The sequence below is a fragment of the Kitasatospora sp. NPDC114501 genome (assembly GCF_055633695.1).
In genome coordinates this window covers 289,371-311,041 of sequence record NZ_JBVKDS010000010.1, presented here as the reverse complement: position 1 = coordinate 311,041, position 21,671 = coordinate 289,371, and the positions used below count along the sequence as shown (strand labels likewise).

Sequence of the window (21,671 nt, the reverse complement as noted above, 5' to 3'; positions counted from 1 at the left end):
CGTCTCCTCGGTCGGCGCCCTGCCGCCGCGTCATCGAGCCAATAGCCGACGAGCCGTCAGGAACCGGCCCCGGCGGTCGCCTTGTTCTTGCCCCGCGTGGCACCGCCGCGGCCCCGGAGGATCACTCCGGACTCGCTCAGCATCCGGTGCACGAAGCCGTACGAACGACCGGTCTCCTCCGCGAGAGCGCGAATGCTCGCCCCGGAGTCGTACTTCTTCTTGAGATCGGCCGCGAGCTTCTCACGCGCGGCACCGGTCACCCGGCTGCCCTTTTTCAGAGTCTCGGCCACCCGTGCCTCCTCGTAGCGTTGCTCGGTCAGATTCCCATGATCACCCATCCACCGCGTCCTGGCCACCCATTCGACAAGGTCGATGTCGGAAATGCGTGGTCCGCCGGTGGTGATCCGAGCGCATCGGGGCGCTCACACAGCGTGCGCGCCCCCGGGTGGAAGTCGGCGTTCGCCGAGAAATTGCTGATCAGCAGCGTCGGCCCGACCACGATCGAGTGGCGGGCCGACGGAAAGTCCTTAAACGGAATCCGGGCCTACTTCATTCCCGGACACGCCGAAAGGACTAGATATTCTCATCCGAAAAGCGGATCTCGCGTCTACTTCCGGTCAGGCCAGCGAGACCAGATCGGCGTACGAGGGGTTCCAGAGGTCCTCCACGCCGTCCGGCAGCAGGATGATCCGCTCCGGGTCGAGCGCCTCGACCGCGCCCTCGTCGTGGGTGACCAGCACGACCGCGCCGGAGAACTCGCGCAGCGCGCCCAGGATCTCCTCACGGCTGGCCGGGTCGAGGTTGTTGGTGGGCTCGTCCAGCAGCAGCACGTTGGCGGAGGAGACCACCAGGGTGGCCAGGGCCAGACGGGTCTTCTCACCGCCGGAGAGCACCCCGGCCGGCTTGTCGACGTCGTCGCCGGAGAACAGGAAGGAGCCGAGGATCTTGCGGATCTGCACCAGGTCGGTGTCCGGCGCGGCCGAGCGCATGTTCTCCAGCACGCTTCGGTCCGGGTCCAGGGTCTCGTGCTCCTGGGCGTAGTAGCCGATCTTCAGGCCGTGGCCCGGGATCACCTCGCCGGTGTCCGGCTGCTCCACTCCGGCCAGCATCCGCAGCAGGGTGGTCTTGCCTGCGCCGTTGAAGCCCAGCACGACGACCCGGGAGCCGCGGTCGATCGCCAGGTCGACGTCGGTGAAGATCTCCAGCGAGCCGTAGGACTTGGACAGGCCGCTGGCGGTCAGCGGGGTCTTGCCGCAGGGGGCCGGTTCCGGGAAGCGCAGCTTGGCGACCTTGTCGCTCTGGCGCACCTGCTCCAGACCGGAGAGCAGCTTGTCGGCGCGGCGGGCCATGTTCTGCGCGGCCACCGTCTTGGTGGCCTTGGCGCGCATCTTGTCGGCCTGCGCGTTCAGGGTCGCGGCCTTCTTCTCGGCGTTGGCCCGCTCGCGCTTGCGGCGCTTCTCGTCGTCCTCGCGCTGCTGCTGGTACTGCTTCCAGCCCATGTTGTAGACATCGATGCAGGAGCGGTTGGCGTCCAGGTAGAAGACCTTGTTGACGACCGTCTCGACCAGGTCGACGTCGTGCGAGATCACGATGAACCCGCCCTTGTACGTCTTCAGGAAGTCCCGCAGCCAGACGATCGAGTCCGCGTCCAGGTGGTTGGTGGGCTCGTCGAGCAGCAGCACGTCGGAGTCCGAGAAGAGGATCCGGGCCAGCTCGACGCGGCGGCGCTGACCACCGGAGAGGGTGTGCAGCGGCTGGCCGAGGATGCGGTCCGGCAGGCCCAGCGCGGCGGCGATGGTGGCGGCCTCGGCCTCGGCGGCGTACCCGCCCTTGGTGAGGAACTCGGTCTCCAGCCGGGCGTACTTCTTCATCGCGTTGTCGCGGGTGGCGCCCTGGCCGTTGGCCATCCGGTCCTCGTTCTCGCGCATCTTCCTCAGCACGGTGTCGAGGCCGCGGGCGGACAGGATGCGGTCCTTGGCGAGGACGTCCAGGTCACCGGTGCGCGGGTCCTGCGGGAGGTAGCCGACCTCGCCCGAACGGGTGACGGTACCGGCGGCCGGCAGGCCCTCGCCGGCCAGCACCTTGGTGAGCGTGGTCTTGCCGGCGCCGTTGCGGCCGACCAGACCGATCCGGTCACCGGCGGCGACCTTGAAGCTCGCGGACTCGATCAGGATCCGGGCACCGGCACGGAGTTCGAGGGCGTTGGCGGAAATCATGGCTGGGGACTACTCCTGGGACGTGGGCGGGCGGCCGGGTGGGACGTACCCGGGGCCGGGGTGGCGTGAGGGGGGCTTCATCTGCGGTCGGCGCGGCCCTCGCGGCGCCGCCGCCCGCTATTGCCCGGAGAAGATAGCCATGGCGGCAAGTCTACCGGGCCCCGTGCCGGCCCCGGAGAAGTACCGCCTGGGGGTATCCATCGACCCCCTCGCCCGCCGACCCCGGACCGGCGTCCGCTCCGCTACCGCGGCGCGGCCGGCTGGTCCCCCGCGGGGGCTCCGGTGGCCGCCGCGGCGTCCGGTGCGGCGGCGTCCGGTGCGGTGCCCGCGGCCGCCGGGTCGCCCGGGGTCGGTTCCGCCGCGCAGCCGCCCTGCGGCCGGACCGCCGCGAACGGCGCGTCCACGCTGCCGCAGGCCGTCTCGGGCGCGGCCGCCTTGGTGTCGAAGACCCTGGGCGGGACGATCGGACCGTCGGTGATCTCCACCCGGCTGCGGTCCAGCACCTTCACCGTGGCGGTCGGGCCGGTGCTCGTCGCCCAGCCGTTGCTGTCCAGCCGGTAGCCGGTGATGCCGCCGGAGACGGCCTGCCCGCTGCTGTTGGCGCAGGCGCGCGGGATGAGCACGGCGTAGTCGGTGTGGACGGCGCGCAGCGGGTCGTAGACGCACCCGTTGGACGGCTTGTCGTTGTAGCGCAGGTCGCCGTCGGCGTCGCGCAGGCCCATGGTCAGGTTCGGCGTCACCAGCGCCAGCCAGGGCGAGCCGTCCCGCTGGACGGTGTGCAGCGCGCCCGCGGCCCGCTGCCTGGCGAGCTGCTTGCGCTGGGCGTCGGTCCGCTTGTCGGCGCCGGGCTCGCCGTCGCCGCGCAGCCAGTCGGACAGGCCGGGGACGGCGCGGTGCCAGCGCACCTCGTGGTCGCCGGGGCGCACCGAGGTGACCATGCCGTCGTCCCAGACCACGATCGCGTTGTCGCCGGCCATCGCCAGGTGGAGCGCCTCGGCGCCCTCGCGGCGGTAGGACCAGGCCTGCTCGCCGGTCTGCTTGTGGAAGGCCTCCAGGCCGGGGCCCACCCGCAGGTCGAGGTCGGCCGAGCTGAGCGACTCGGACTTCACCGGGGTCGCGCCCGCGTCGCCCGGCCCCGCGACCCGGTCGCCGAACGGCACCGGCTTGTTCGCGTGGGCCGCCGCTCCGGCCGCAAGGACCAGCATCACCGCCGAGGCAGGCAGGATCGAGCGGGGGGTCAGTACACGCAGCGGCTTCCAGGACACGGCCGGAGCGTACCTTTCACCGGGCTCGCGAGTCAGCCCGGTTCCGTCGCGGGAACGCCCTGCCGGGCGTCCGCCGGAGCCCGCGCGCCCTCCCTGCACGTCCACCCGCCCACCTGCGCCGTCGGGGCTCCGGCGCGCTCCCCGCGGTGCGCCGGAGCGGGCCGGAGGGGCCCGACGGGACCGTTACAGAGCTGATACATGGCCGTCGGTCTCCGGCTGTTCCGTCAGACGGCGTTCGATCGGCGCCCACTTTGGGGTGACATCCGGGTTTTTCATCCCCCTTTGGGCCTACTGTCGGCGAGCGGGGCGTCACGGTCCGTCCACGCCGAGACCGTGACGCCCCGCTCACACGACGTCCCGGAGGAGAGCACCCATGCGAATCGGCCGCCTGACGCTGGCCGCCGCCACCCTGCTGCTGATGGCCACGGCCAGCGTCCCGGCCGGGACGCCGTTCAGCCAGACCGAACGGCACGCCCTCTCCTCGGACGCCATCGAGCCGCGCGGCACGGCCCCCCGCCCGGTGGTCCAGCGGCCGAGCCACGAGCCGCCGTTCGGCGCCTTCGTCGGCTCCTGGGACGACTACATCCCGCAGATCGGCCGGTACGCCCAGTGGCTGGGCGACGCCAACCTCCAGGTCGGCCATACCTACCTGGCGGGCAACGGCTGGAGCGACATCGAGGGCGAGCCGATGGTGCTCGGCCTGTGGTCGCAGTGGCGGCAGGCCGATCCGTCCCGGCTGCTGGTGCTCGGGGTGCCGATGCTGGTGCCCAGCGAGGCGGCCGTGTCGGATGACGAGGTGGAGAAGCTGCTCGCCCAGGGGGCGCGCGGGGACTTCGACGGGCACTTCCTCAAGCTCGCGCGCCGGCTGGTCACGATGGGCGGCGCGGACACCGTGCTCACCCTCGGCTGGGAGATGAACGGCACCACCTACACCCACCGCTGCAAGCCCGACCCGTCCGCCTGGAAGACGTACTGGCGGCGGATCGTCGGGGTGATGCGCTCGGTGCCAGGGCAGCGCTTCCGCTTCGACTTCGCCCCCAGCCGGGGCCTGGACGCCATCCCCTGGACCAGGTGCTACCCCGGCGACGACGTGGTCGACATCATCGGCATGGACAACTACGACCAGCCCGCCGGCGCCACCTTCGACGACTACGTGCACGAGCCGTACGGCCTCCAGGACCAGGTCGAGTTCGCCGCCAAGCGCGGCAAGCCGGTCTCGTACCCGGAGTGGGGGCTGTTCCGCAACGGCGACAACCCCGAGTTCGTGCAGCGGATGGTCGAGTGGATCCGCACCCACGACACCGCCTACCAGACCGTCACCGACTACTGTCCGCACGGCTTCTACCAGTGCGAACGCAATCCGCGCTCGACGGCGGCGTTCAAGCAGCTGATGTCCGGGTCGAAGGGGGCGCCGGCACCGGCCGCGGCACCGTCGGCGGCCGGCACCGCGGCCGCGTCGGACGTGCCCGTGGTGGCGGGCCCGCCCAGCCCGCCGGAGTCGCACGCGGTGCCGGCCGCACCGGCCGTACCCGGCCCCGCGCCGAGCGCGAAGGCGAGCCCGTCGGCCCCCCCGGCGAAGGGCAAGACGACGGGCCGGCCGACGGGCGCGGCGCACGCCCGGCCCTGAGGGTCAGCCGCGGCGGCGGGCCAGCAGCGCCTCCTTGAGCCGGGGGAAGCGGGTGCGCAGCTGGTGCGCCGCCGCCTGCCGGGCCCGCACCGCCGCGGCCCGGACGGCCGCCGCCGGCGCCGCGCCCGCCGGGCCGAGCAGCAGCCGCTGGTTGGACAGCTGGTCCGGGCGCCAGCGCTGCTTGTACGGCTCCTGACCGCGCAGCAGGCCGAGCACCGGGACGCCCGCGCCGACGGTCTCGTCCAGCGCCGCGCTGAACAGCAGTCCGGCGATGTCCAGCCGCTCGCGCAGCACCGGGTGCGCGCCGTACATGTAGAGCCCGCCGAAGGACGGGCAGAGCAGCAGCAGGTTCACCGCGACCAGCTGGCCGTCCAGGTGGAACTGGTGGACGGTGGCCCGGCCGGCGGCGACCAGGCCGGTGGTGGACTCGGTCAGGTGCCGGGCGAACCGCTCGGTGCGGTGCTCGGGCGTGACGCCGCGCGCCTGCCACTGCAGGAAGTGCAGCCGCAGCAGCCCGTCCACCGCCTGCGGCACCTCGGCCACCGGGGTCGTGCGGACCTTCACCCCGGCCTCGGCGATCTTGCGGAGCTTCACCCGGCTGCGCTGGGCGGTCTTGCCGGGCACCCGCTTGAGCAGCCGGTCCATCGGGACGGCCGGCAGGTACTGGCAGAGCGAGTCCTGGTAGCGGCGGCGGCTGCCGCGCCAGTGCCGGTACACCCGGTGCACCGCCGCCTCGGGGTGCACCTCGCGCAGCTCCAGCCAGTGCCAGGGGCGGGTGAGCGGGAGCGCGGCGGCGAACTCGGCGGCGGCCCGGTCGGCGAACTCGTCGTCGAGCAGGACGTCGGTGTAGTCGACCAGCCCGCCGCCGAGGCCGGTCAGGCCGCCGAGCGGTCCGCGGCGGCGCACGAAGGCTCCCGCGCCGACCAGCCGGCCGGCCCGGCGGACCAGCACCACCAGGAGGCCGCCGGGGCGGCCGTAGTGGCGCCACCAGGAGCGCTGCCAGTCGGCGGCCTGGAAGAAGGTGGCGGACCGGCAGCGGGCGGCCAGGTCGTCCCACTCCTCGGCGAGGACGTCCAGGGCGTCGTCCTCGCACCGCAGCTCGGTGGTCCAGACCGGCGCCGTCACCTGGGCGGTCAGGCTGCCTCTGCGGGCCTCGGTGGTCATCGGCCGCTCCCGGCCGCGGCCTTCTCCTGGACGGGCCGCCCCTCGGTGGCCGGGGCCGGCTCCTCGGTGGCCGGAGCGGGATCCTCGGCGGCGGGGGTCGGCTCCTCGACCGGGGGCTGCTCCGCCGCCGCGGGCTCGGCGCCGGTCCGCCGCTTGGTCTTTCCGGCGGTCCTCTTCTCGGCCTTCGCGGCCTCGCTCTTCGCGCCTTCGGCCTTCACGCCCTCCGCCTTCGCGTCCTCGGCCTTCACGCCATCCGTCTTCGTGTCCTCGGCCTTCGCATCCGCGGCCTTCGCACTCTCGGTCGCGGCCGCCTCGGTCGCGGGCTCGGGCGTGCTCCCGGTCTCGGGCGCGGAGGACGCGGGGGGCGCGGAGTCGGGCTCGGCCCCGGCCACGGCCGGCTCCTCGCGACGCGGGCGCGGCGTCGTCGGGACCGCCACCGGCGCGGAGGCGGCGGGGGTCTCCGACGACGCCGACGACTCCGACGCCTTCGCGGCGCGCAGCGCCCGCAGCGTCCGCGGCGTCCGCGGCGTCCGCGGCGCCTCGGGGCTCCCACCGACGGCCTCCGGCGTCCCCGCCCCGCCCCGGCGGCGGGTCATCATCACCAGCGAGCCCAGCAGCAGCCCGGCCGCGCCGCCGACCGCGACGTCCAGCTTCCCGGAGGGCGTGGTCGGCTTGTCCGGCGCGGCGGCCGGGGACAGCGTCACCAGCCGGACGTTGGTGTCCCTGCTGCTGGTGTTGGCGAAGGCGACCAGCGAGCGGGCCACCGCGTCGGCGTTCCGGGCGGCCTCCTGGGGGCGCTGCCCGGTGCCGGTGATCTCGATCATCGGAGCGTCCGGGGAGGTCGTCCCGCGCACCAGGGAGGCCAGCTCGGACCGGCTGTGACCGGTCTCGGCGGCCGCCACGGCGAGGACCTGCGGCTGGCCGGCCAGCCGGCCGTACGCCTGGGCGAAGTTGGTCGCGATCGCGGCCTCCCCGGGGCTCTGCGCGACCACGAGGACGTAGGCGTTGGCGGCGTACGACGGGTGCGCGACGACGGCGTACCCGGCGCCGGCCGCGGCACCCAGCGGAACCGCGAGCACCACCGGCCACCAGCGGCGGACCAGGCGGCGGGCGCTTCGGCGCGGAGTGGTCATGGGTGTTGCTCCTTGGGTCTGGTACGGCGGTGGCGGGCGGTCAGACGCGGGCCAGCCGGTCGTAGAGGGCGCCCAGGTCGGAGGCGACCCGGGCGATGTCGTAGTGGCCGACGGCCGGGGGGTGCGGCAGCGGGTCGGCGGTGTGCCCGCTGAGCGGCCGCAGGTCGCGCAGGGCGGCGGCGTAGGCGGCGGGCTCGGAGGGGATGCGGCGGGCCTGCGGGGCGGCGCCGGGCGGGAGTTCGTCGAGCGCCGGGCAGGCGCTGTGCCGCACCGGCAGCCCGGCCGCGAGGCCCTCCAGGACCCCGAGGCCGAAGGTCTCCGCGGTGGAGGGGGCGGCCAACACGTCCAGGGCGGCCAGTAGTTCGGGCACGTCGTCGCGCTCTCCGGTGAGCACCAGCCGCTCCCGGACGCCGAGTTCCGCGGCCCGGCGCTCCAGCGCGGCGCGCTCCGGGCCCTCGCCGACCAGCACCAGCCGGGTGGCCGGGTCGAGCTCGGCAAGCGCCTCGACCAGCACGTCGAAGCGCTTGCCGGGGACCAGCCGGCCCACCCCGCCGACCACCCAACTCCCGTACGGAAGGCCGAGTTCGGCCCGCAGTCGGCGGCGGACGGCGGCCCGTTCGGCGGGCGGCAGGCGGTAGCGGGCAACATCGATGCCGTTCGGGATCAGCGCGATCCGGGCCGGCGGGACGCCCCAGGAGCGCAGCGTCTGGGCGACCTGGCGGGAGACCGCGACGGTGGTGCTGCCGAGCCGTTCGGCCGCCAGGTAGAGGCCCTTGACGCCCCGGGTGACCGGGCGGCCCTCGATCACCCCGGCGTGCAGCGAGTGCTCGGTGGCGACCACCGCCCGCACCCCGGCCAGCCGGGCGGCCAGCCGGCCGTACAGCTGCGCCCGGTAGAGGTGGGTGTGCACCAGGTCGTAGTGGCCGGCCCGGACCAGCCGGACCAGCCGGGGCAGCGCGCCGAGGTCCCGGTTGCCGCGCATGCCGAGGTGGTGGACGGTGACGCCGTCGGCCCGCAGCGCGGCGGCGACCGTGCCGGGGTTGGTCAGGGCGAGCACCTCGCACTGCTGGTGCGCCGGCAGGTGCCGCAGCAGCAGGGGGAGTTGGCGCTCGGCGCCGCCGGCGGCCAGGCCGGTGACGATGTGCAGCACCCTCATGGCCGGCTCCCCCGGCGGCCGTGGCGCAGCCCGGTGACCACGTCGCGCAACCGGTGCCGGGCCTTCTTGGCGCGCAGCCGCCAGGCGCCGTCGCGGTCGCCGACGTAGCAGCGGGGCAGGGCGAACCGGCCGGTGAGCGGGGAGTGCGCGATGGCGCAGGCGTGGTCGTACCCGGCGTCGCGCACGGCCAGGGTGGCGGGCAGGTCGACGGCGCCGTACGGGTAGCAGAAGCCGGTGACCGGGCCGCCGACGGCCTCCTCCAGCAGCCGCCGGCTCTCCCGGGCCTGGACGGCGAGGGCCTCGGCCGGCAGGCCGGGCAGCGCCCGGTGGCCGAGGCCGTGCGAGCCGATCTCCCAGCCGGCGGCGGCGAGTTCGGTGACCTCCTGGACGGTGAGCAGCTTCTTGCGCGGGCCCTCGGTGTCCCAGTCGTTGTCCCGGCCGAGCAGGTCGGCGACCACGTACGCGGTGGCGGTGAAGCCGTACGCCTGGAGGATCGGCACCGCGTACCGGGCGAAGTCGGCGTAGCCGTCGTCGAAGGTGAGGCCGACCAGTCCGTCGTCCCGGCCGAGGGCGCGGGCCCGCATCAGCTCGCGGACCGAGACGCCGCGCCGGCCGCGCCGGTGCAGCCAGGCGATCTGTTCGGCGAACCGCTCGGGGCTGACGGTGAGCCGGTAGGGGTCCTCCTTCTCGACCGCCACCGAGTGGTACATCAGGATCCACGGCGAGGCGGAGCCGGGGACCGGTGGTTCACCGGCCGGCCGGCGGCTCCGGGCCGGCCGCGCCCGGTGCGGCGGTGCGCTGCCGACGCCCGCCTGGGCCGAACGGACGGTTCCCCGTTCATTGTCCATCGGGACGCTTCCCTTCTTCGGCGACGGTTGGCGGGTTCCGGACTGGCCCCAGGGCCCGCGCGGCGGCGAGGACCGGGCCGCGCACCTCACGGGCGCCGAGCCCGGTGCCGAGGGCCGCGAAGGCCAGCGCCACGGTGAGGCCTCCGAGGAGGGTCGAGAGCAGGGGGTCGCCGAGCGGTCCGGCGACGGCGGCGCCGAGCACGGTGGCCCCGGCGGCGGCGGCCGCCAGCCGGCCGTGGCCGCCGAGCACCCGGCGCAGCCGCAGCGGGATGCCGCGCAGCACCAGGCCGTGCAGCAGCAGGGCGGCGGTGGCGGTGATGCCGGCCGCGTTGCCGGCGGCCAGCCCCAGGGCGCCGAAGCGGGGCGTGGCGAGCAGGCCGGTGGTGACGGTGACGCCGAGGCCGAGCACCATCGCGGCGGCCGGGTACCAGTCGAGCAGCCGGCGGCGGCCCTCCTCGGTGCCCGGGTCGTCGGCCCGGCGGACCACCGGGCGCAGCGAGAAGTACGGGCGGATCATCACGCCGATCAGCGCCTGGGCGGGCAGCCCGAAGCTGTACACCCGGATGACGGCGGCGGTGGCGGCGGTGTCGTGCGGACCGAAGGCGCCGCGTTCGAACAGCAGCGAGACCACCGAGGGGGCGCAGGCCATCAGGAAGGCGGTGCCGAGCAGGACGACGGCCGCCGCCTGGCCGAGGTCCTTCTCCACCCGGTCGCGGGCGGCGGTGAGGTCCCCGGCGGCGAGCGCCCGGGCGACCAGCGGGAAGGTGACGGTGCAGATCAGGATGCCCGCCGTCATGGCGAGTTGGGAGACCTTGGCGGCGTAGTTGAGGTGCGAGATGGTGCCGGGCGGCAGGGCCGAGCCGAGGAAGCGCTCGACGAAGACCTGGGACTGGCGGGTGAGCGTGAAGGCGGCCACCGGCAGCAGGGCGAGCGGCATCAGCACCAGGGCCCGGCGCGAGCGGCGGGCGCGGCCGGTGCCGGGCGGGCCCTGGGACAGCCGGCGCAGGAACGGGCCGATCAGCAGGCCGGCCATCAGCAGGCCGCCGGCCGCGACGCCGAGGGCGGCGGAGCGCACGCCGAGGTGGGAGTGGAGGCAGAGCAGGACGGCGAGGATGCCGAGGTTGTAGGCGACGTAGATGCCGGCCGGGGCGGTGAACCGGTGGTGGGCACGCAGCGCGGCGGCGAGGTAGCCGGCCACCCCGAAGGGCAGCACGGTGATCGCGGTGATCCGGGTGCAGGTGACGGCCAGGCCGGGGTCCGGCAGGCCGGGGGCGAGCAGGCCGACCAGTTCCGGGGCGAGCAGGGCGGCGGCCAGGGCGAGGCCGCTGAGCGCGATCAGCAGCCACGGCAGGGTGGCGCGGACCAGTTGGCGGACCGGGTCGGGGGCGTCCGGGTCCTCCTCGCGCAGCACCAGGGCGAGGGCGAAGGCGGGCACCATGAGGAAGGACATGGCGTCCTCGATCAGCAGCGGTGCGGCGGTCTCGGGGACGGTCCAGGCGACCAGGAAGGCGTCGGTGCCCTGGTTGGCGCCGAAGTAGCGGGCCAGCAGGAGGTCGCGCAGCAGGCCGAGGCCGGAGCCGGCCGCGCTGAGCACGGCGGTGACGCCGAAGGCCTTGGCGAGGAAGCCGCGCCGGGGGGCCGGGAGGGGCTCGGCGGCGCGGGCCTCGCCGGGGGCGCCGCGGGGGGCCGGGAGGGAGGCGGCGACGGTGGCCGGCCGGTCGGTGGTCACCGGGCCGCCCCGGTGGTCGCCGGGCCGGTGGCGGCGGGCTCCGGGCGGTGGGCGGCCGCGTGGGCGGCGAGGCCGAGGACGACGGAGGTCAGCACGGTGGTGGTGCCGCCGATGTCGGCGTACAGGAAGTCCACCAGCACCCAGGTGAGCAGGGCGAGTGCGGCGGTCCCGGGGCCGTGGCGGTGGCGCAGGCAGCCGGTCAGCAGGGTGAGGAAGAGCGCGGCGTAGGCGGTGATGCCGATCAGGCCCTGCTCGCTGAGCACCAGGAAGTACATGTTGTGCGGGGAGAGCAGCGGCTCGCGCTGGAAGCCGATGGTGGCGTCGGCGGCGTCGCTGCCGGAGGAGAGCCGCAACGGGGCGTGGCTGTCGCGCAGTTGCTGGAAGGCCTTGGGGCCGGCTCCCTGCACGGGGTGGTCCTGCCAGATCCGGCCGGCGGTGGACCACAGGTCGTACCGGTCGGAGACGGACTGGTCGGGAGCGGCGGAGACCGAACCGATCGAGCTGAGCCGCTTGGTGACGCCGGAGCCGCCGAGGCCGAGGCCGCCGACCAGGACGACCGCGGCGGCCAGGCCGAGGACGGCGCCGCGCACCAGCAGCCGGGCGTCGACGCGCAGCAGCAGCACGGTGGCGGCGAGACCGGTGGCGATCCAGCTGCCGCGGCTGAAGGAGACGGCCAGCGGGAAGGCGAGGAAGGCGGCGGCGGCGAACATCGCGCGGCGCAGCCGGACGTCGCCGCCGGGTCCGCGCTCGCCGAGGGCCAGCGCCAGGGCGGCGAGCAGCCCGTAGCTGACCACGCTGGACATCGCCATGATGTCGAGCGCGCCGAAGGTGCCGACGGCCCGGATCGGCTCGCCGGTGTAGGAGGCGCCGGTGTGGGTGAGGTACTGCTTCGCGCCGACCACTCCCTGGATCAGCGCGGCGAGCACGAAGGAGCCGAGGACCAGGCGCTGGTCGGTGCGGTCGCGCAGGGAGCAGAGGACGGCGGCGGGGACCAGGACGAACACCTGGGTGAGCCGGACGAAGCCGGTGACGCCGGCGGCCGGGTCGATCGAGCCGACGGTGGCGACGGCGGCGGCGACGACGATCCCGCCGAACAGCGCGCAGGTGGTGCGGTCGATGGCGGGCAGCCGCCCGCGCAGCAGGTTGAGCGCGGTGAGGGCGACCAGGGCCAGCGAGGCGAGGTCGGCGGCCGTGACGTGGACGGCGGCGGCCACGTCCTTCTCCCCGGTGGGCACGCAGACCAGCAGGACGGTGGCGGCGGCCAGCGGGCTGGTGCGCTCCGCGAGCGCGGGCAGGGCCTTCCGTAACGCCGGGCGGGGGAAGGCGGGGAGGGTCAGGGCCACGCGCGGTCAGCTCCCGTCCGGGTGGAGCATCAGGACCGCGGTGCGGCACAGGATCTTGACGTCCTGCCAGAGGCTCCAGCTCTCGATGTAGCGGTTGTCGAAGCGGGCCCGGTCCTCGATGGAGGTGTCCCCGCGCAGGCCGTTGACCTGGGCCAGGCCGGTGAGGCCGACCGGGACCCGGTGGCGGTCGGCGTACTCGGGGTAGGCCTGGCCGAACCGCATGACGAAGTACGGCCGTTCGGGGCGCGGGCCGACCAGGCTCATGTCGCCGCGCAGGACGTTCCACAGCTGGGGCAGCTCGTCCAGCGAGCTCCTGCGCAGCAGCCGGCCGACGGTGCCCATCCGGTGGTCCTGGGAGATGTTCCAGCGGGTGGCGGACTCGTGCTCGTTGTTCGGGCGCAGCGTGCGGAACTTCAGGACGGTGAAGACCCGGCCGTTCAGGCCGGTGCGCTGCTGGCGGAAGAGCACGCCGGGGCCGGTGTCGAAGCGGACGGCGAGGGCGCAGAGGGCCAGGACGGGGGCGAGCAGCAGCAGGCCGAGGGCGGCCGCGGTGACGTCCAGGGCGCGCTTGGCGGCCCAGCCGGGACGGCGCATCGCGGGGCGGCCGACCCGCAGGCAGGGGTAGCCCCACAGGTGGTCGCCGCCGGTGACCGGGGCGGTGGCCAGCGAGCCGTACTCGCGCAGCGCGGGTACCAGCCAGACCTGGCAGCCGAGCCGGGCGGCCTCGCGCAGGGTGGCGGCGGTCTCGGCCTCGTCGGTGGCGCCGGCCGTGGCGATCACGTGCTGGACGCCGTGCCGGCGCACCTCGCGCTCCAGGGCCTCGCTGCCGCCGAGCACGGGCGGGTCGTTGTCGCCGGGCAGCAGCGGCGGGTCGGTGTCCAGGAAGCCGACCGGGCGCATCCCGTACTCGCCGTGCTCGCGGAGGGCGGCGGCGACCCGGCGGCCGAGCCGGCCCGCGCCGAGCACCAGGACGGGGCTGGGACGGCTGCGGCGGTGGCGACGGACCAGGTGGTAGAGGACGGCGCGGCCGGCGGCGGCGATCAGCAGCTGGGCGCCGAGCAGGACGGTGAGCCGGGCCGGGCCGACCGGACCGAAGCCGGGCCAGTGCCCGGCGAGGCAGCCGGACAGGGTGACGGCGAAGGCGGTGGCGACCACGGCCCGGGCGGCCAGTGCGGGCAGTTCGTCCAGGACGGAGAGGGTGAGCCGGGAGCGGTAGAGGCCGCCGGTCAGGTTGAGCAGGAGCAGCAGGGGCAGGACGGCGGGGACGCCGAGCAGCGGGTCGAGCGGGGCGGCGGGGTCGGCGGCGCGGTTGGCGATGCCGCCGGCGGAGCACAGCGCGATGACGTCGGCCTGGACCAGGGCGAGCGACAGGGCCAGCCGGGAGCGGGCCGTCCCGCGGGGCCGGCGCGACGGCGGGAGCGCCCGGGGCCGCACGGCTCCGGCCGGCCGGTCGAGCAGCCCGGTGCCGGGCCGGCGGGGGCCGGACAGGGGGCCGGACAGGGGCCCGGCCGGTCGGTGCACACTGTCGTGGTCAATGGTCATCAGCGCACGGTCTCCCCTGCTGTGTGCCCGGGGTGACGGTGCCCCGGCACCGGTTGGCGCGGGGCGGCCGTCCCGGCCCGGCGGGCGCGGTCCTGACAGCGCCTGCTGCCGCTGGAGGCCTTCGTAGGCCCGGCGGCGGGGCCGATCGCGAAGGAACCGGTCAGCAAGAAGTCGGTCGCGAGGGGCTCAGCCGTGAATTCCCGACAGGAAATCTGAACGAAGCAGGCAAAATCCGACAATACAGAACCGGGCGGCACCGGACGGAAGTTGACTTGCCGATTCATTTCCCGCCGCCCATTAATAGTTATTTCGGATTTGACGCCTCGCCTCCGTATCCGGTCGAGGGTGCGAATACGACAACGCCGGAAACGGCGGGCATTCACGGCATGTGAAACGATCAGATCCGCTCTGGGACACGGGCCCGGCGCCGCCCCGACGCCGGTCCCGCGCCCAGCAGGTGGCGGTAGAGGACGTCCACCTGTTCGACCACGGTGCGCACGTCGTGCCGGCCGACCACGTGGTCGCGCAGCCGGGCGCCGCGCCGCTCGCATTCGATCGGATCCGACAGCGCGTCCCCCATTCGGGTGGCGAGGGCCTGCGCGTCCTCGGGCGGGACCACCGCGTGCGCCAGCTCGGACGGCGGCAGGCACTCCCGGGCGCCGGGCACGTCGGTCAGCAGCACCGGACGGGCGCCCGCCATCGCCTCCAGCGGCGCCAGCGCCATCCCCTCCCAGCGCGAGGGCAGCACCACCAGGTCGGCCGCCGCCAGCCACGGACGCGGGTCCGGCACGTCCCCGACCAGCCGGACCCGGGAGGGCTCGGCGGTCGCCCGGACCAGCTCGGCCACCCGCTGCTCCTCCGGCCCGCCGCCGACCAGCGCCAGCCGGGCCCGCGGCACCCGGCGCAGCACCTCCGGCCAGGCGGCCAGCAGCACGTCCTGGCCCTTCTGCCGGCACAGCCGACCGACGCACACCGCGAGCGGGGCGTCCAGGTCCAGGCCGAGCGCGATCCGGGCGGCGCGGCGGTCGGCGGGCGCGTAGTGGCGCACGTCCACGCCGTTGGGCACCACCGCCCAGTCGGCGTGCACCCCGGCCGCCACGCCGTCGGCCCGCTCCTGGACGCTGACGCAGAGCAGGCGGTGCGCCCAGCGGGTCGCGAAGCGTTCCCAGCGCAGGGTGGCGGCGGCCAGCGCACCGTCCACGGCGGCGAAGGACCAGGCGTGCGGCTGGAAGACGGTCGGCACCGTGCCGTGCACCGCGAGCCGTCCGGCCAGCCCGGCCTTGGCACTGTGCAGGTGGACCACGTCGGGCGCGGCCGCCCGGACGATCCGGCGCAGCCGCCAGGCCTCGGCGGGGGTGCCCGGGCCGGGCGAGCGCCGGGCGGGCCAGTCCTGGACCAGCGCGCCCACGGCGGCGGCCTCCTCGGCCAGCCGCCCGCCGCGCGGACAGGCGACCAGGACCCGGTGGCCGGCCTCCCGCTGACCCCGGACCAGGTCGGCGACGACGCGGGCGACCCCGCCGTCCACCGGTTGGGAAATGTGAAGGATCGTCATATGCACGGCGGCGAGCCTAGGGTGGCTCCCCCGTGCCGGGTGGCCCTCGTCACCCGCAGGTGGTGGTTCGGCCACCCGTACGGCTTTCGGGTCGTACGGGTGGCCGAACCGATCGGATCTCCAAGCGATTCGATCGCATGGCCGGATTCGGTCGCGCGGATCCGGGCGGGATCCCGGTGGTCTCGGCGGACGCCGGCGGCCTCAGCGGACCTCGGCGGCGAGGTTGGCCAGCACCTGGTCGTGGATCCGGTTCAGGCCCTTCGGGGCGAAGGTGCGCTCGAAGAAGCCGCCGATGCCGGTCGCACCCTGCCAGGTGGCGGTCACGGTGACCTTGGAGCGGCTCTCGCCGACGGCCGAGACGGTCCAGGTGATCACCATGCTGGAGTTGGCGTCCTTCTCCACCAGCTGGTCGGGCGCGGGCGCGGAGACGGTGAACAGGCAGTCGCGCACCCGCTTCTCGGTGGCCTGGAGCCGCCAGTGCACCTGGGTGCCGGCACCGGTGCCGCCGACCCGCACCTCGTACTCGCTGTACTGCGCGGGCAGCAGCTTCGGGCGGGTCACCTGGTAGTCGGCCAGCGCCTCGTACACCCGCTCGGGGGCGGCGTCGTAGACCCGCTCGGTGGTGGCCTGCACCTGTCCCATGACCTTGCTCTCCTCGTCCGGTGGGAACCGCTCTGTCCGGCAAGCCAATCACAGGCTCACGCCCGCGACGCGCCGGGATAGGGTGGCCGGTGTGCTCGATCTGGTGACTGCTGTGCGCTACCTCGACCCGCTGCGCGCCGGCGGCTCCGTCCCCGGCGTGGTGGAGACCGACGACCTGGGAACGTACGTGGTCAAGTTCACCGGGGCCGCGCAGGGCCGCAAGGCGCTGGTCGCCGAGGTGATCGTCGGCGAGCTGGCCCGGCGGCTGGGGCTGCGGGTGCCGGAGCTGCGGCTGGTGGACTTCGACCCGGCCGTCGCCGCGGACGAGCCGGACACCGAGATCCAGGACATGCTCAGGGCCAGCGCGGGGCTCAACCTCGGGATGGACCTGCTGCCCGGCGCGCGGGACTTCCGGCCGGGGATGATCGCGGTGGACTCCGCCGAGGCCGGCCGGGTGGTCTGGCTGGACGCCCTGACCGGCAACGTCGACCGCGGCGTGCACAACCCCAACCTGGTGGTCTGGCACGGGCGGCTCTGGCTGATCGACAACGGCGCCGCGCTGATCTTCCACCACCGCTGGGCGGGCGCCGAGGCGTCGGTCGGCCGGCGGTACGACCTCAGCGCGCACGCGCTCGGCGGCTCGGCCCCGGACGTCCGGCTGGCCGACGAGGAGCTCGGGCCGCTGGTCACCGTGCCGCTGCTGGAGGAGGTGGTGGCGCTGGTCCCGGACGAGTGGCTGGCCGACGAGCCCGGCTTCGACTCGGTGGACGCCGTCCGGCACGCCTACGTCACCCATCTGGCCGCCCGGGTGGTGCTCTCCGAGGAGTGGCTGCCGGAGGGCTTCGCCACGCCCGAGCAGCTGCGCGAGGCGGAGCGGCGGCGGGCGGCCCGGACCCGGGCGGGGCGGCCGGCCTGGCTCCAGGAGGTGCCCGACCTGCACGGCAAGCCGCCGGTGGAGACGGTCTGGGAGCACCACTTCGACGAGGGCTGACCGCGCTGGCCGGCGCGCGGGGGCGGAGGCCGCCCGCGGGCCGTCGGTGCGGGAACGCGACCAGGGAGCGGGACCCAGTGGGCCCGCTCCCCGGTTCTACTGTTCAGAGGTGTCCGCGGTCAGCGCGTCAGCGCCACCACTGGACCGCCTTCTCGGCGTTGACCAGGCCCGCGCCGTAGAAGCCGTTGTCGTCCGCGCCGCCCTCGCAGGTGGCCTTCCAGGTGCCGGCACCGCCCGGGTTGAACTCGCCGGTCGGGCACGGGACGGACTCGGCGTGGGTGGTCAGCAGCTCGGTCAGCTCGTCCGGGCTGGCCCACGGGAAGGTGCTGGCGAGCAGCGCGGCCACGCCGGCGACGTGCGGGGTGGCCATCGAGGTGCCCTGCATGTAGCCGTACTTGCCACCGGGGATGGTGGACCGGATGCGGCCGTCCTTGTCCGGGGTGTTCGGGAACTGGAAGCGGCGGTCGCCACCGGGGGCGGTGACGGACACGACGCCCTTGCCGTAGCTGGAGTAGTACGCCTTGACGCCGTCGGAGCCGACCGCGGAGACGGCGACCACGCCGGGCAGCTCGGTCGGCAGCGACAGGCAGTCGTTGGTGACCGGGCGGGTGGCGGGGGTGGTGTCGTCCGGGCTGGCCACGTCGACGGTCTTGTGCGCCAGGTCGATGTTCTCGTTGCCCGCGGCGGCGACGTTGAGGACGCCCTTGCGCTGCGAGAAGGCGACGGCCTTGCGGACGGCCTCCGAGATCGCGGCCTGGTCCTTGTCCGTCTTGCAGTTGAACATCCACGGGTCGACGAAGTAGCTGTTGTTCGTCACCTTGAAGCCGTGCTCGCCGGCCCAGACGAAGCCGCAGACCGCGTTCTCCGGGTAGATGAACCCGCCGTCGTCGACGACCTTGACGGCGGCCAGCTTCACGTTCGGCGCGACGCCGACGATGCCCTTGCCGTTCTTGGCGGCGGCGATGGTGCCGGCCACGTGGGTGCCGTGGTCGCTGGTGGTCGGCTGCCAGGCCTTCCAGTCGGTGTTCGTCTTGCCGTCGAGGCAGGAGACCGACTGCGAGGCGTCCACGTTGGCGGCCAGGTCCTCGTGGGTGGCGTCGATGCCGGAGTCCAGCACGCCGACGGTGACGTTGCGGCTGCCGAGCGAGATCTTGTGCGCCTTGTCGGCACCGATCTGCCGCATGTCCCACTGGTAGGCCTCGTCCGGGTCCTCACCGGGGGCGGCGGCCACGGCGGCCGAGTCGGTGGCGACCTCGGCCTTGCCCTGGTCGGAGGCCTGGATGCCCTTGGTGCGGCTGGCGCCGACCGAGTCGACGCCCTTGGCCAGGCGCAGCTTCTCGGCGAACTTGGTGTCGTTGGAGCGGGCGATCACGACGCCGACCTGCTCGTACGACTGGACCACCGTGCCGCCGAGGCCGGCGATGGCCTTCTCGACCTTCTGCACCTGGCCGTGGTTGGCCTTGGTGTTGACGACGTAGCTCATCAGCGGACCGGTCGTCGAGTCGGCCGTGGGGGCCGCGACAGCGGTACCGGCCGGCAGCGCGAGGGCGCCGGCGGTGGCGAGAACGACGCCCACCGCCGCGTACCGGGTACGACTGATCCGAGGAACACGCATGAGGGTTGGCCTCCCGGCTCGTCAGGCAGCAGCTGCGATGGGCAGGTGCGCTTGGGAATGACCGGGACGCTAATGAATATTTGGTTATAAGCGCAAGAGGTAGTCATCTAATCGTCACATCGTGACCAGGAACTGGTTCTCCGGGCACCCGGCGTCAACACAGGAAACAGAGGTCAAGAGTGTTAAAAAGTGATGGTTCGCCGACGTTCGGCCACCTCTGTCACGACATCGGCCACCAGCACCGATCGCACCCCTACAACGCGTACAGCCGACGGGCGTTGTCGGCCGCGACCGCCCGCGCCAGCCGCTCGGCGTCGGCCGCGGAACAGGCCCCGTCGGCCTGCCAGGCCGCGAGCAGCGCACTCAGTCCGTACCGGAACTGACAGGTGCCCACCAAATACAGTTCGGGCAGGCCGTAGGCGTCGGTGGAGAACAGCATTTTCCCGAACGGGGCCAACTCCAGCATCTCGCCCAGCACCGCGGCCACCCGCGGCCCGGTGTAGGAGGCGGTCAGCCCGAGGTCGGTGTACACCGTCGGGAAGGCCTGGGCCAGCCAGGCGGCCTGCCGGTGGTACGGGTAGCCGTGCAGCAGTACCAGCGGGACGCCGCTGGGCTCGGCGGCCCGCACGAAGCCGGTCAGCAGCGACGGGTCGGCCCGGTGCAGGGTGAGGTCCGGATCGCCGAAGCCGGTGTGGAGTTGGAGCGGCAGGCCGAGCTCGGCGCAGACGTCCACGGCCGTCCAGAGCAGGTGGTGCAACAGTACCGGGTCGGTCACCCGGCCCCGCCCGGCGCGCAGACGGGCACCGGCCGCGGCCACCACGGCCGCGGCGGCGGGGCGTTCGGCGGGCGCGGCCAGGCCGTGCCGGTAGGCGAGCACCGACTTGACCGCGACGGCCCCGGCGGCGGCCGACCCGAGCGCCTGCGCGACGGCCCCGGGCCAGGCCTCGGCGCCGCACGTCACCGTCTCGGCGACCGACTCCAACCGGACCACCTCGCGCACCGAGGCGCCGGTGGCCTCGGCCAGTTCGGCCGGCGGCAGCAGCGGGTGGCCCGCGGCGGCGGTCAGCCCGGTGTCCACCAGGCAGGTGTCCAGCCCGGCCGCCGCCAGCAGCCGCCCGGTGGCCTCGGCCGCGCCCACCTCCCGCCGCCGGGCCAGGTAGTCGGCGGCCGGGGCGTGCGCCGGCAGGCCGAGCACGGGCGGGCACCAGCGCCGCACCGCCAGGCCCAGCGCGCTGTCGAAGGGCGAACAGCCGGGCGCGGGCGGGCGGTCGGACTCGGTGAGCAGCCCGGCCAGGGCGTCGTCGGTGAGCTCGGCCGCCACCACGCTGTGGCAGTGGTGGTCGACCAGCGCGGGCCCCTCCGGCCGGGCCACCGCTCAGTACCGCCAGCGGGTGGCCGCGACCAGCTCCTCGGGCGTGACGGCCGCGTACTGCTCCCGCTCCGCCCGGCGCACCGCCAGCACCGCCTGGTAGAGCGGCTCGCCGAGCGCCTCGCGCAGCACCGCGGAGCGCTCGTACGCGGCGATCGCCTCGGCCGGGCCGGTCGGCAGCCGGGGCACCGTGCCGGGCTCGGCGGCCGCCGGATCCCCGGTGAACTCCGGCGGCAGCGCGCGGCGTTGGTCCAGCCCGGCGAGGCCGGCCGCGATCACCCCGCCGACCGCCAGGTACGGGTTGGCGCTCGCGTCGAAGCACTTGACCTCGGCGTTGGCGGCGGTGGCCCGCTCCCCGGTGGAGCCGGTCACCAGGCGCAGCGCGGCCTCGCGGTTCTCCAGGCCCCAGCACTGGTAGGCGCCGGCCCAGTGCGAGGGCACCAGCCGCAGGTACCCCGCCGGGCTGGAGCAGCCCAGCACCAGCAGCTCGGGCAGCGCGTCGAGCACCCCGGCGAGGAAGCCCTCGGCCTCGGCGGTCAGGCCGTGCGGGCCGGGGCCGCCGTGGCCGAGGTTGCGCTCGCCACGCCAGAGGCTGACGTGCAGGTGCCCGCCGTTGCCGACGGCGCCGGTCTCGACCACGGGGGCGAAGGAGGCCCGCAGGCCGTGCCGGGCGGAGACGGCCCGGACGGTGTGCCGGACCAGGACGGAGGTGTCGGCGGCGGCGACCGGGCCCTCGGGGGCGACCGAGACCTCGAACTGGCCGGGGGCGTACTCGGGGTGGATCTGGAGGACGCCCAGCCCCTGCTTGCCGAGGGCGCCCAGGACCTCGCGCAGGTAGTCGGAGAGGTCGGTGACCCGGTGCATCCCGTACGCCGGGCCGTGCGTCGGGTACCGCGGCTCCTCCTGCGGGCCACCGGCCAGGGCGACCGTCCACTCGACCTCGATGCCGGCCTTGAGGCTCAGCCCGCGCGCGGCCGCCACGGCCTCGGCCCGGCGGGCGAACAGCCGCTGGCAGCCCGGGTGCGGGCCGCCGGCCTGGGTGTACCTGTCCCCCGGGGCCCAGGCCCAGCCGGGCTGGGCGGCCAGCGGGACGACCCGGTCGAGGTCCGGGTAGAGCCTGAGGTCCCCGGTGGGGCCGCCGATGACCGGGCTGGTGGTGATCGTGTCGTCGGCGAGGAACACGTCGAAGCAGGGCGCGGTGCCGAGGCCCCACTGCGCGGCGTGCGCCAGGCCGCCGAGCGGCACGGCCTTGACCCGGGTGATGCCCGCGTTGTCCACCCAGGTGACGGCCACCGCCTCGACGGCCTCGGTGCGCAGCCGGTCGGCGGCCTGCCCGGCCCGTTCGGCCCGCTCGGCGCGCGAGGGCAGCGCGACGGCCGCCGCGGCGGCGGCGGCGAGCCGGTCGGCGGTGACGGGCGGCTCGGCCGGGGCGGGCGGCTCGGCGGGGGCGGTTCCGGTGGTCATGCCCTCATGCTGCCC

Annotated in this window: 17 protein-coding genes; 2 read left to right on the top strand and 15 right to left on the bottom strand. The window is 74.9% G+C overall.

Features of this window, described 5'->3' with window-relative positions:
* Nucleotides 1-56: 56 nt before the first annotated feature.
* The 3 genes from ACZ7RU_RS20885 to ACZ7RU_RS20875 all read right to left on the bottom strand — a co-directional run bounded on the left by ACZ7RU_RS20885 (nucleotide 57) and on the right by ACZ7RU_RS20875 (nucleotide 3,481).
* Entirely contained in the window at nucleotides 57-290 is a 234-nt protein-coding gene (locus ACZ7RU_RS20885) for a helix-turn-helix domain-containing protein (RefSeq protein WP_030059940.1), read from the bottom strand.
* Between the two features lie 327 nt (nucleotides 291-617).
* Nucleotides 618-2,216 carry a ribosomal protection-like ABC-F family protein gene (gene abc-f / locus ACZ7RU_RS20880; RefSeq protein ID WP_470342411.1) on the bottom strand — a complete coding sequence of 533 codons (1,599 nt, stop codon included), beginning with the start codon at nucleotides 2,214-2,216 and terminating at the stop codon, nucleotides 618-620.
* A gap of 242 nt (nucleotides 2,217-2,458) precedes the next feature.
* Nucleotides 2,459-3,481, bottom strand: a complete 1,023-nt coding sequence (locus tag ACZ7RU_RS20875; protein WP_470342410.1) for a hypothetical protein — start codon at nucleotides 3,479-3,481, stop codon at nucleotides 2,459-2,461.
* 373 nt (nucleotides 3,482-3,854) lie between these two features.
* Here ACZ7RU_RS20875 and ACZ7RU_RS20870 point away from each other — a divergent pair, with 373 nt between their 5' ends.
* Nucleotides 3,855-5,108 (top strand): glycoside hydrolase family 26 protein, encoded by a 1,254-nt coding sequence (locus ACZ7RU_RS20870; protein ID WP_470342409.1) that lies wholly within the window; start codon nucleotides 3,855-3,857, stop codon nucleotides 5,106-5,108.
* 3 nt (nucleotides 5,109-5,111) lie between these two features.
* Here ACZ7RU_RS20870 and ACZ7RU_RS20865 read toward each other — a convergent pair whose 3' ends face one another.
* The 9 genes from ACZ7RU_RS20865 to ACZ7RU_RS20825 form a co-directional block, all read right to left on the bottom strand.
* Nucleotides 5,112-6,272 carry a GNAT family N-acetyltransferase gene (locus ACZ7RU_RS20865; RefSeq protein WP_470342408.1) on the bottom strand — a complete coding sequence of 387 codons (1,161 nt, stop codon included), beginning with the start codon at nucleotides 6,270-6,272 and terminating at the stop codon, nucleotides 5,112-5,114.
* Entirely contained in the window at nucleotides 6,269-7,405 is a 1,137-nt protein-coding gene (locus tag ACZ7RU_RS20860) for a Wzz/FepE/Etk N-terminal domain-containing protein (RefSeq protein WP_470342407.1), read from the bottom strand. Before ACZ7RU_RS20860 ends, ACZ7RU_RS20865 begins: the two co-directional genes overlap by 4 nt.
* Nucleotides 7,406-7,445: 40 nt before the next feature.
* Entirely contained in the window at nucleotides 7,446-8,561 is a 1,116-nt protein-coding gene (locus ACZ7RU_RS20855) for a glycosyltransferase (protein ID WP_470342406.1), read from the bottom strand.
* Nucleotides 8,558-9,409 (bottom strand): polysaccharide deacetylase family protein, encoded by an 852-nt coding sequence (locus tag ACZ7RU_RS20850; protein ID WP_470342405.1) that lies wholly within the window; start codon nucleotides 9,407-9,409, stop codon nucleotides 8,558-8,560. Before ACZ7RU_RS20850 ends, ACZ7RU_RS20855 begins: the two co-directional genes overlap by 4 nt.
* Nucleotides 9,399-11,138: a lipid II flippase MurJ gene (locus ACZ7RU_RS20845; RefSeq protein WP_470342404.1), complete on the bottom strand. Its 1,740-nt coding sequence runs from the start codon at nucleotides 11,136-11,138 to the stop codon at nucleotides 9,399-9,401. Before ACZ7RU_RS20845 ends, ACZ7RU_RS20850 begins: the two co-directional genes overlap by 11 nt.
* Complete coding sequence (locus tag ACZ7RU_RS20840) at nucleotides 11,135-12,481, bottom strand: O-antigen ligase family protein (protein ID WP_470342403.1); 1,347 nt, start codon at nucleotides 12,479-12,481, stop codon at nucleotides 11,135-11,137. Before ACZ7RU_RS20840 ends, ACZ7RU_RS20845 begins: the two co-directional genes overlap by 4 nt.
* A 6-nt stretch (nucleotides 12,482-12,487) precedes the next feature.
* On the bottom strand, nucleotides 12,488-14,023 hold the full coding sequence (locus ACZ7RU_RS20835; protein WP_470342402.1) for a sugar transferase: 1,536 nt from the start codon (nucleotides 14,021-14,023) through the stop codon (nucleotides 12,488-12,490).
* A gap of 397 nt (nucleotides 14,024-14,420) precedes the next feature.
* The gene (locus tag ACZ7RU_RS20830; RefSeq protein ID WP_470342401.1) at nucleotides 14,421-15,575 is read right to left on the bottom strand and encodes a glycosyltransferase; all 1,155 of its coding nucleotides are present in this window, start codon (nucleotides 15,573-15,575) and stop codon (nucleotides 14,421-14,423) included.
* 201 nt (nucleotides 15,576-15,776) lie between these two features.
* Nucleotides 15,777-16,217, bottom strand: coding sequence for an SRPBCC family protein (locus ACZ7RU_RS20825; RefSeq protein ID WP_470342400.1), 441 nt, complete (start codon nucleotides 16,215-16,217; stop codon nucleotides 15,777-15,779).
* A 91-nt stretch (nucleotides 16,218-16,308) separates the two neighbouring features.
* Between ACZ7RU_RS20825 and ACZ7RU_RS20820 the strand changes: the two genes are divergently transcribed.
* The gene (locus ACZ7RU_RS20820; protein ID WP_470342399.1) at nucleotides 16,309-17,208 is read left to right on the top strand and encodes a HipA family kinase; all 900 of its coding nucleotides are present in this window, start codon (nucleotides 16,309-16,311) and stop codon (nucleotides 17,206-17,208) included.
* A gap of 127 nt (nucleotides 17,209-17,335) precedes the next feature.
* On the opposite strand, the gene ACZ7RU_RS20815 is transcribed toward ACZ7RU_RS20820, so the two are convergent.
* The 3 genes from ACZ7RU_RS20815 to ACZ7RU_RS20805 form a co-directional block, all read right to left on the bottom strand.
* A complete protein-coding gene (locus ACZ7RU_RS20815; RefSeq protein WP_470342398.1) occupies nucleotides 17,336-18,823 on the bottom strand; it encodes a S8 family peptidase in 1,488 nt (495 codons plus the stop codon).
* Between the two features lie 253 nt (nucleotides 18,824-19,076).
* Nucleotides 19,077-20,195 carry an amidohydrolase family protein gene (locus ACZ7RU_RS20810; protein WP_470342397.1) on the bottom strand — a complete coding sequence of 373 codons (1,119 nt, stop codon included), beginning with the start codon at nucleotides 20,193-20,195 and terminating at the stop codon, nucleotides 19,077-19,079.
* A 3-nt stretch (nucleotides 20,196-20,198) separates the two neighbouring features.
* Nucleotides 20,199-21,656, bottom strand: coding sequence for a type I glutamate--ammonia ligase (locus ACZ7RU_RS20805; RefSeq protein WP_470342396.1), 1,458 nt, complete (start codon nucleotides 21,654-21,656; stop codon nucleotides 20,199-20,201).
* Between the last annotated feature and the right edge of the window lie 15 nt (nucleotides 21,657-21,671).

Excerpts from the sequence above, each read along its gene's own strand:
- ACZ7RU_RS20835 (WP_470342402.1), bottom strand. The coding sequence starts at position 14,023 with ATGACCATTGACCACGACAGTGTGCACCGACCGGCCGGGCCCCTGTCC.
- ACZ7RU_RS20870 (WP_470342409.1), top strand. The coding sequence starts at position 3,855 with ATGCGAATCGGCCGCCTGACGCTGGCCGCCGCCACCCTGCTGCTGATG.
- ACZ7RU_RS20805 (WP_470342396.1), bottom strand. The coding sequence starts at position 21,656 with ATGACCACCGGAACCGCCCCCGCCGAGCCGCCCGCCCCGGCCGAGCCG.
- ACZ7RU_RS20815 (WP_470342398.1), bottom strand. The coding sequence starts at position 18,823 with ATGCGTGTTCCTCGGATCAGTCGTACCCGGTACGCGGCGGTGGGCGTC.
- ACZ7RU_RS20825 (WP_470342400.1), bottom strand. The coding sequence starts at position 16,217 with ATGGGACAGGTGCAGGCCACCACCGAGCGGGTCTACGACGCCGCCCCC.
- ACZ7RU_RS20855 (WP_470342406.1), bottom strand. The coding sequence starts at position 8,561 with ATGAGGGTGCTGCACATCGTCACCGGCCTGGCCGCCGGCGGCGCCGAG.
- ACZ7RU_RS20860 (WP_470342407.1), bottom strand. The coding sequence starts at position 7,405 with ATGACCACTCCGCGCCGAAGCGCCCGCCGCCTGGTCCGCCGCTGGTGG.
- ACZ7RU_RS20865 (WP_470342408.1), bottom strand. The coding sequence starts at position 6,272 with ATGACCACCGAGGCCCGCAGAGGCAGCCTGACCGCCCAGGTGACGGCG.
- ACZ7RU_RS20850 (WP_470342405.1), bottom strand. The coding sequence starts at position 9,409 with ATGGACAATGAACGGGGAACCGTCCGTTCGGCCCAGGCGGGCGTCGGC.
- abc-f (WP_470342411.1), bottom strand. The coding sequence starts at position 2,216 with ATGATTTCCGCCAACGCCCTCGAACTCCGTGCCGGTGCCCGGATCCTG.
- ACZ7RU_RS20830 (WP_470342401.1), bottom strand. The coding sequence starts at position 15,575 with ATGACGATCCTTCACATTTCCCAACCGGTGGACGGCGGGGTCGCCCGC.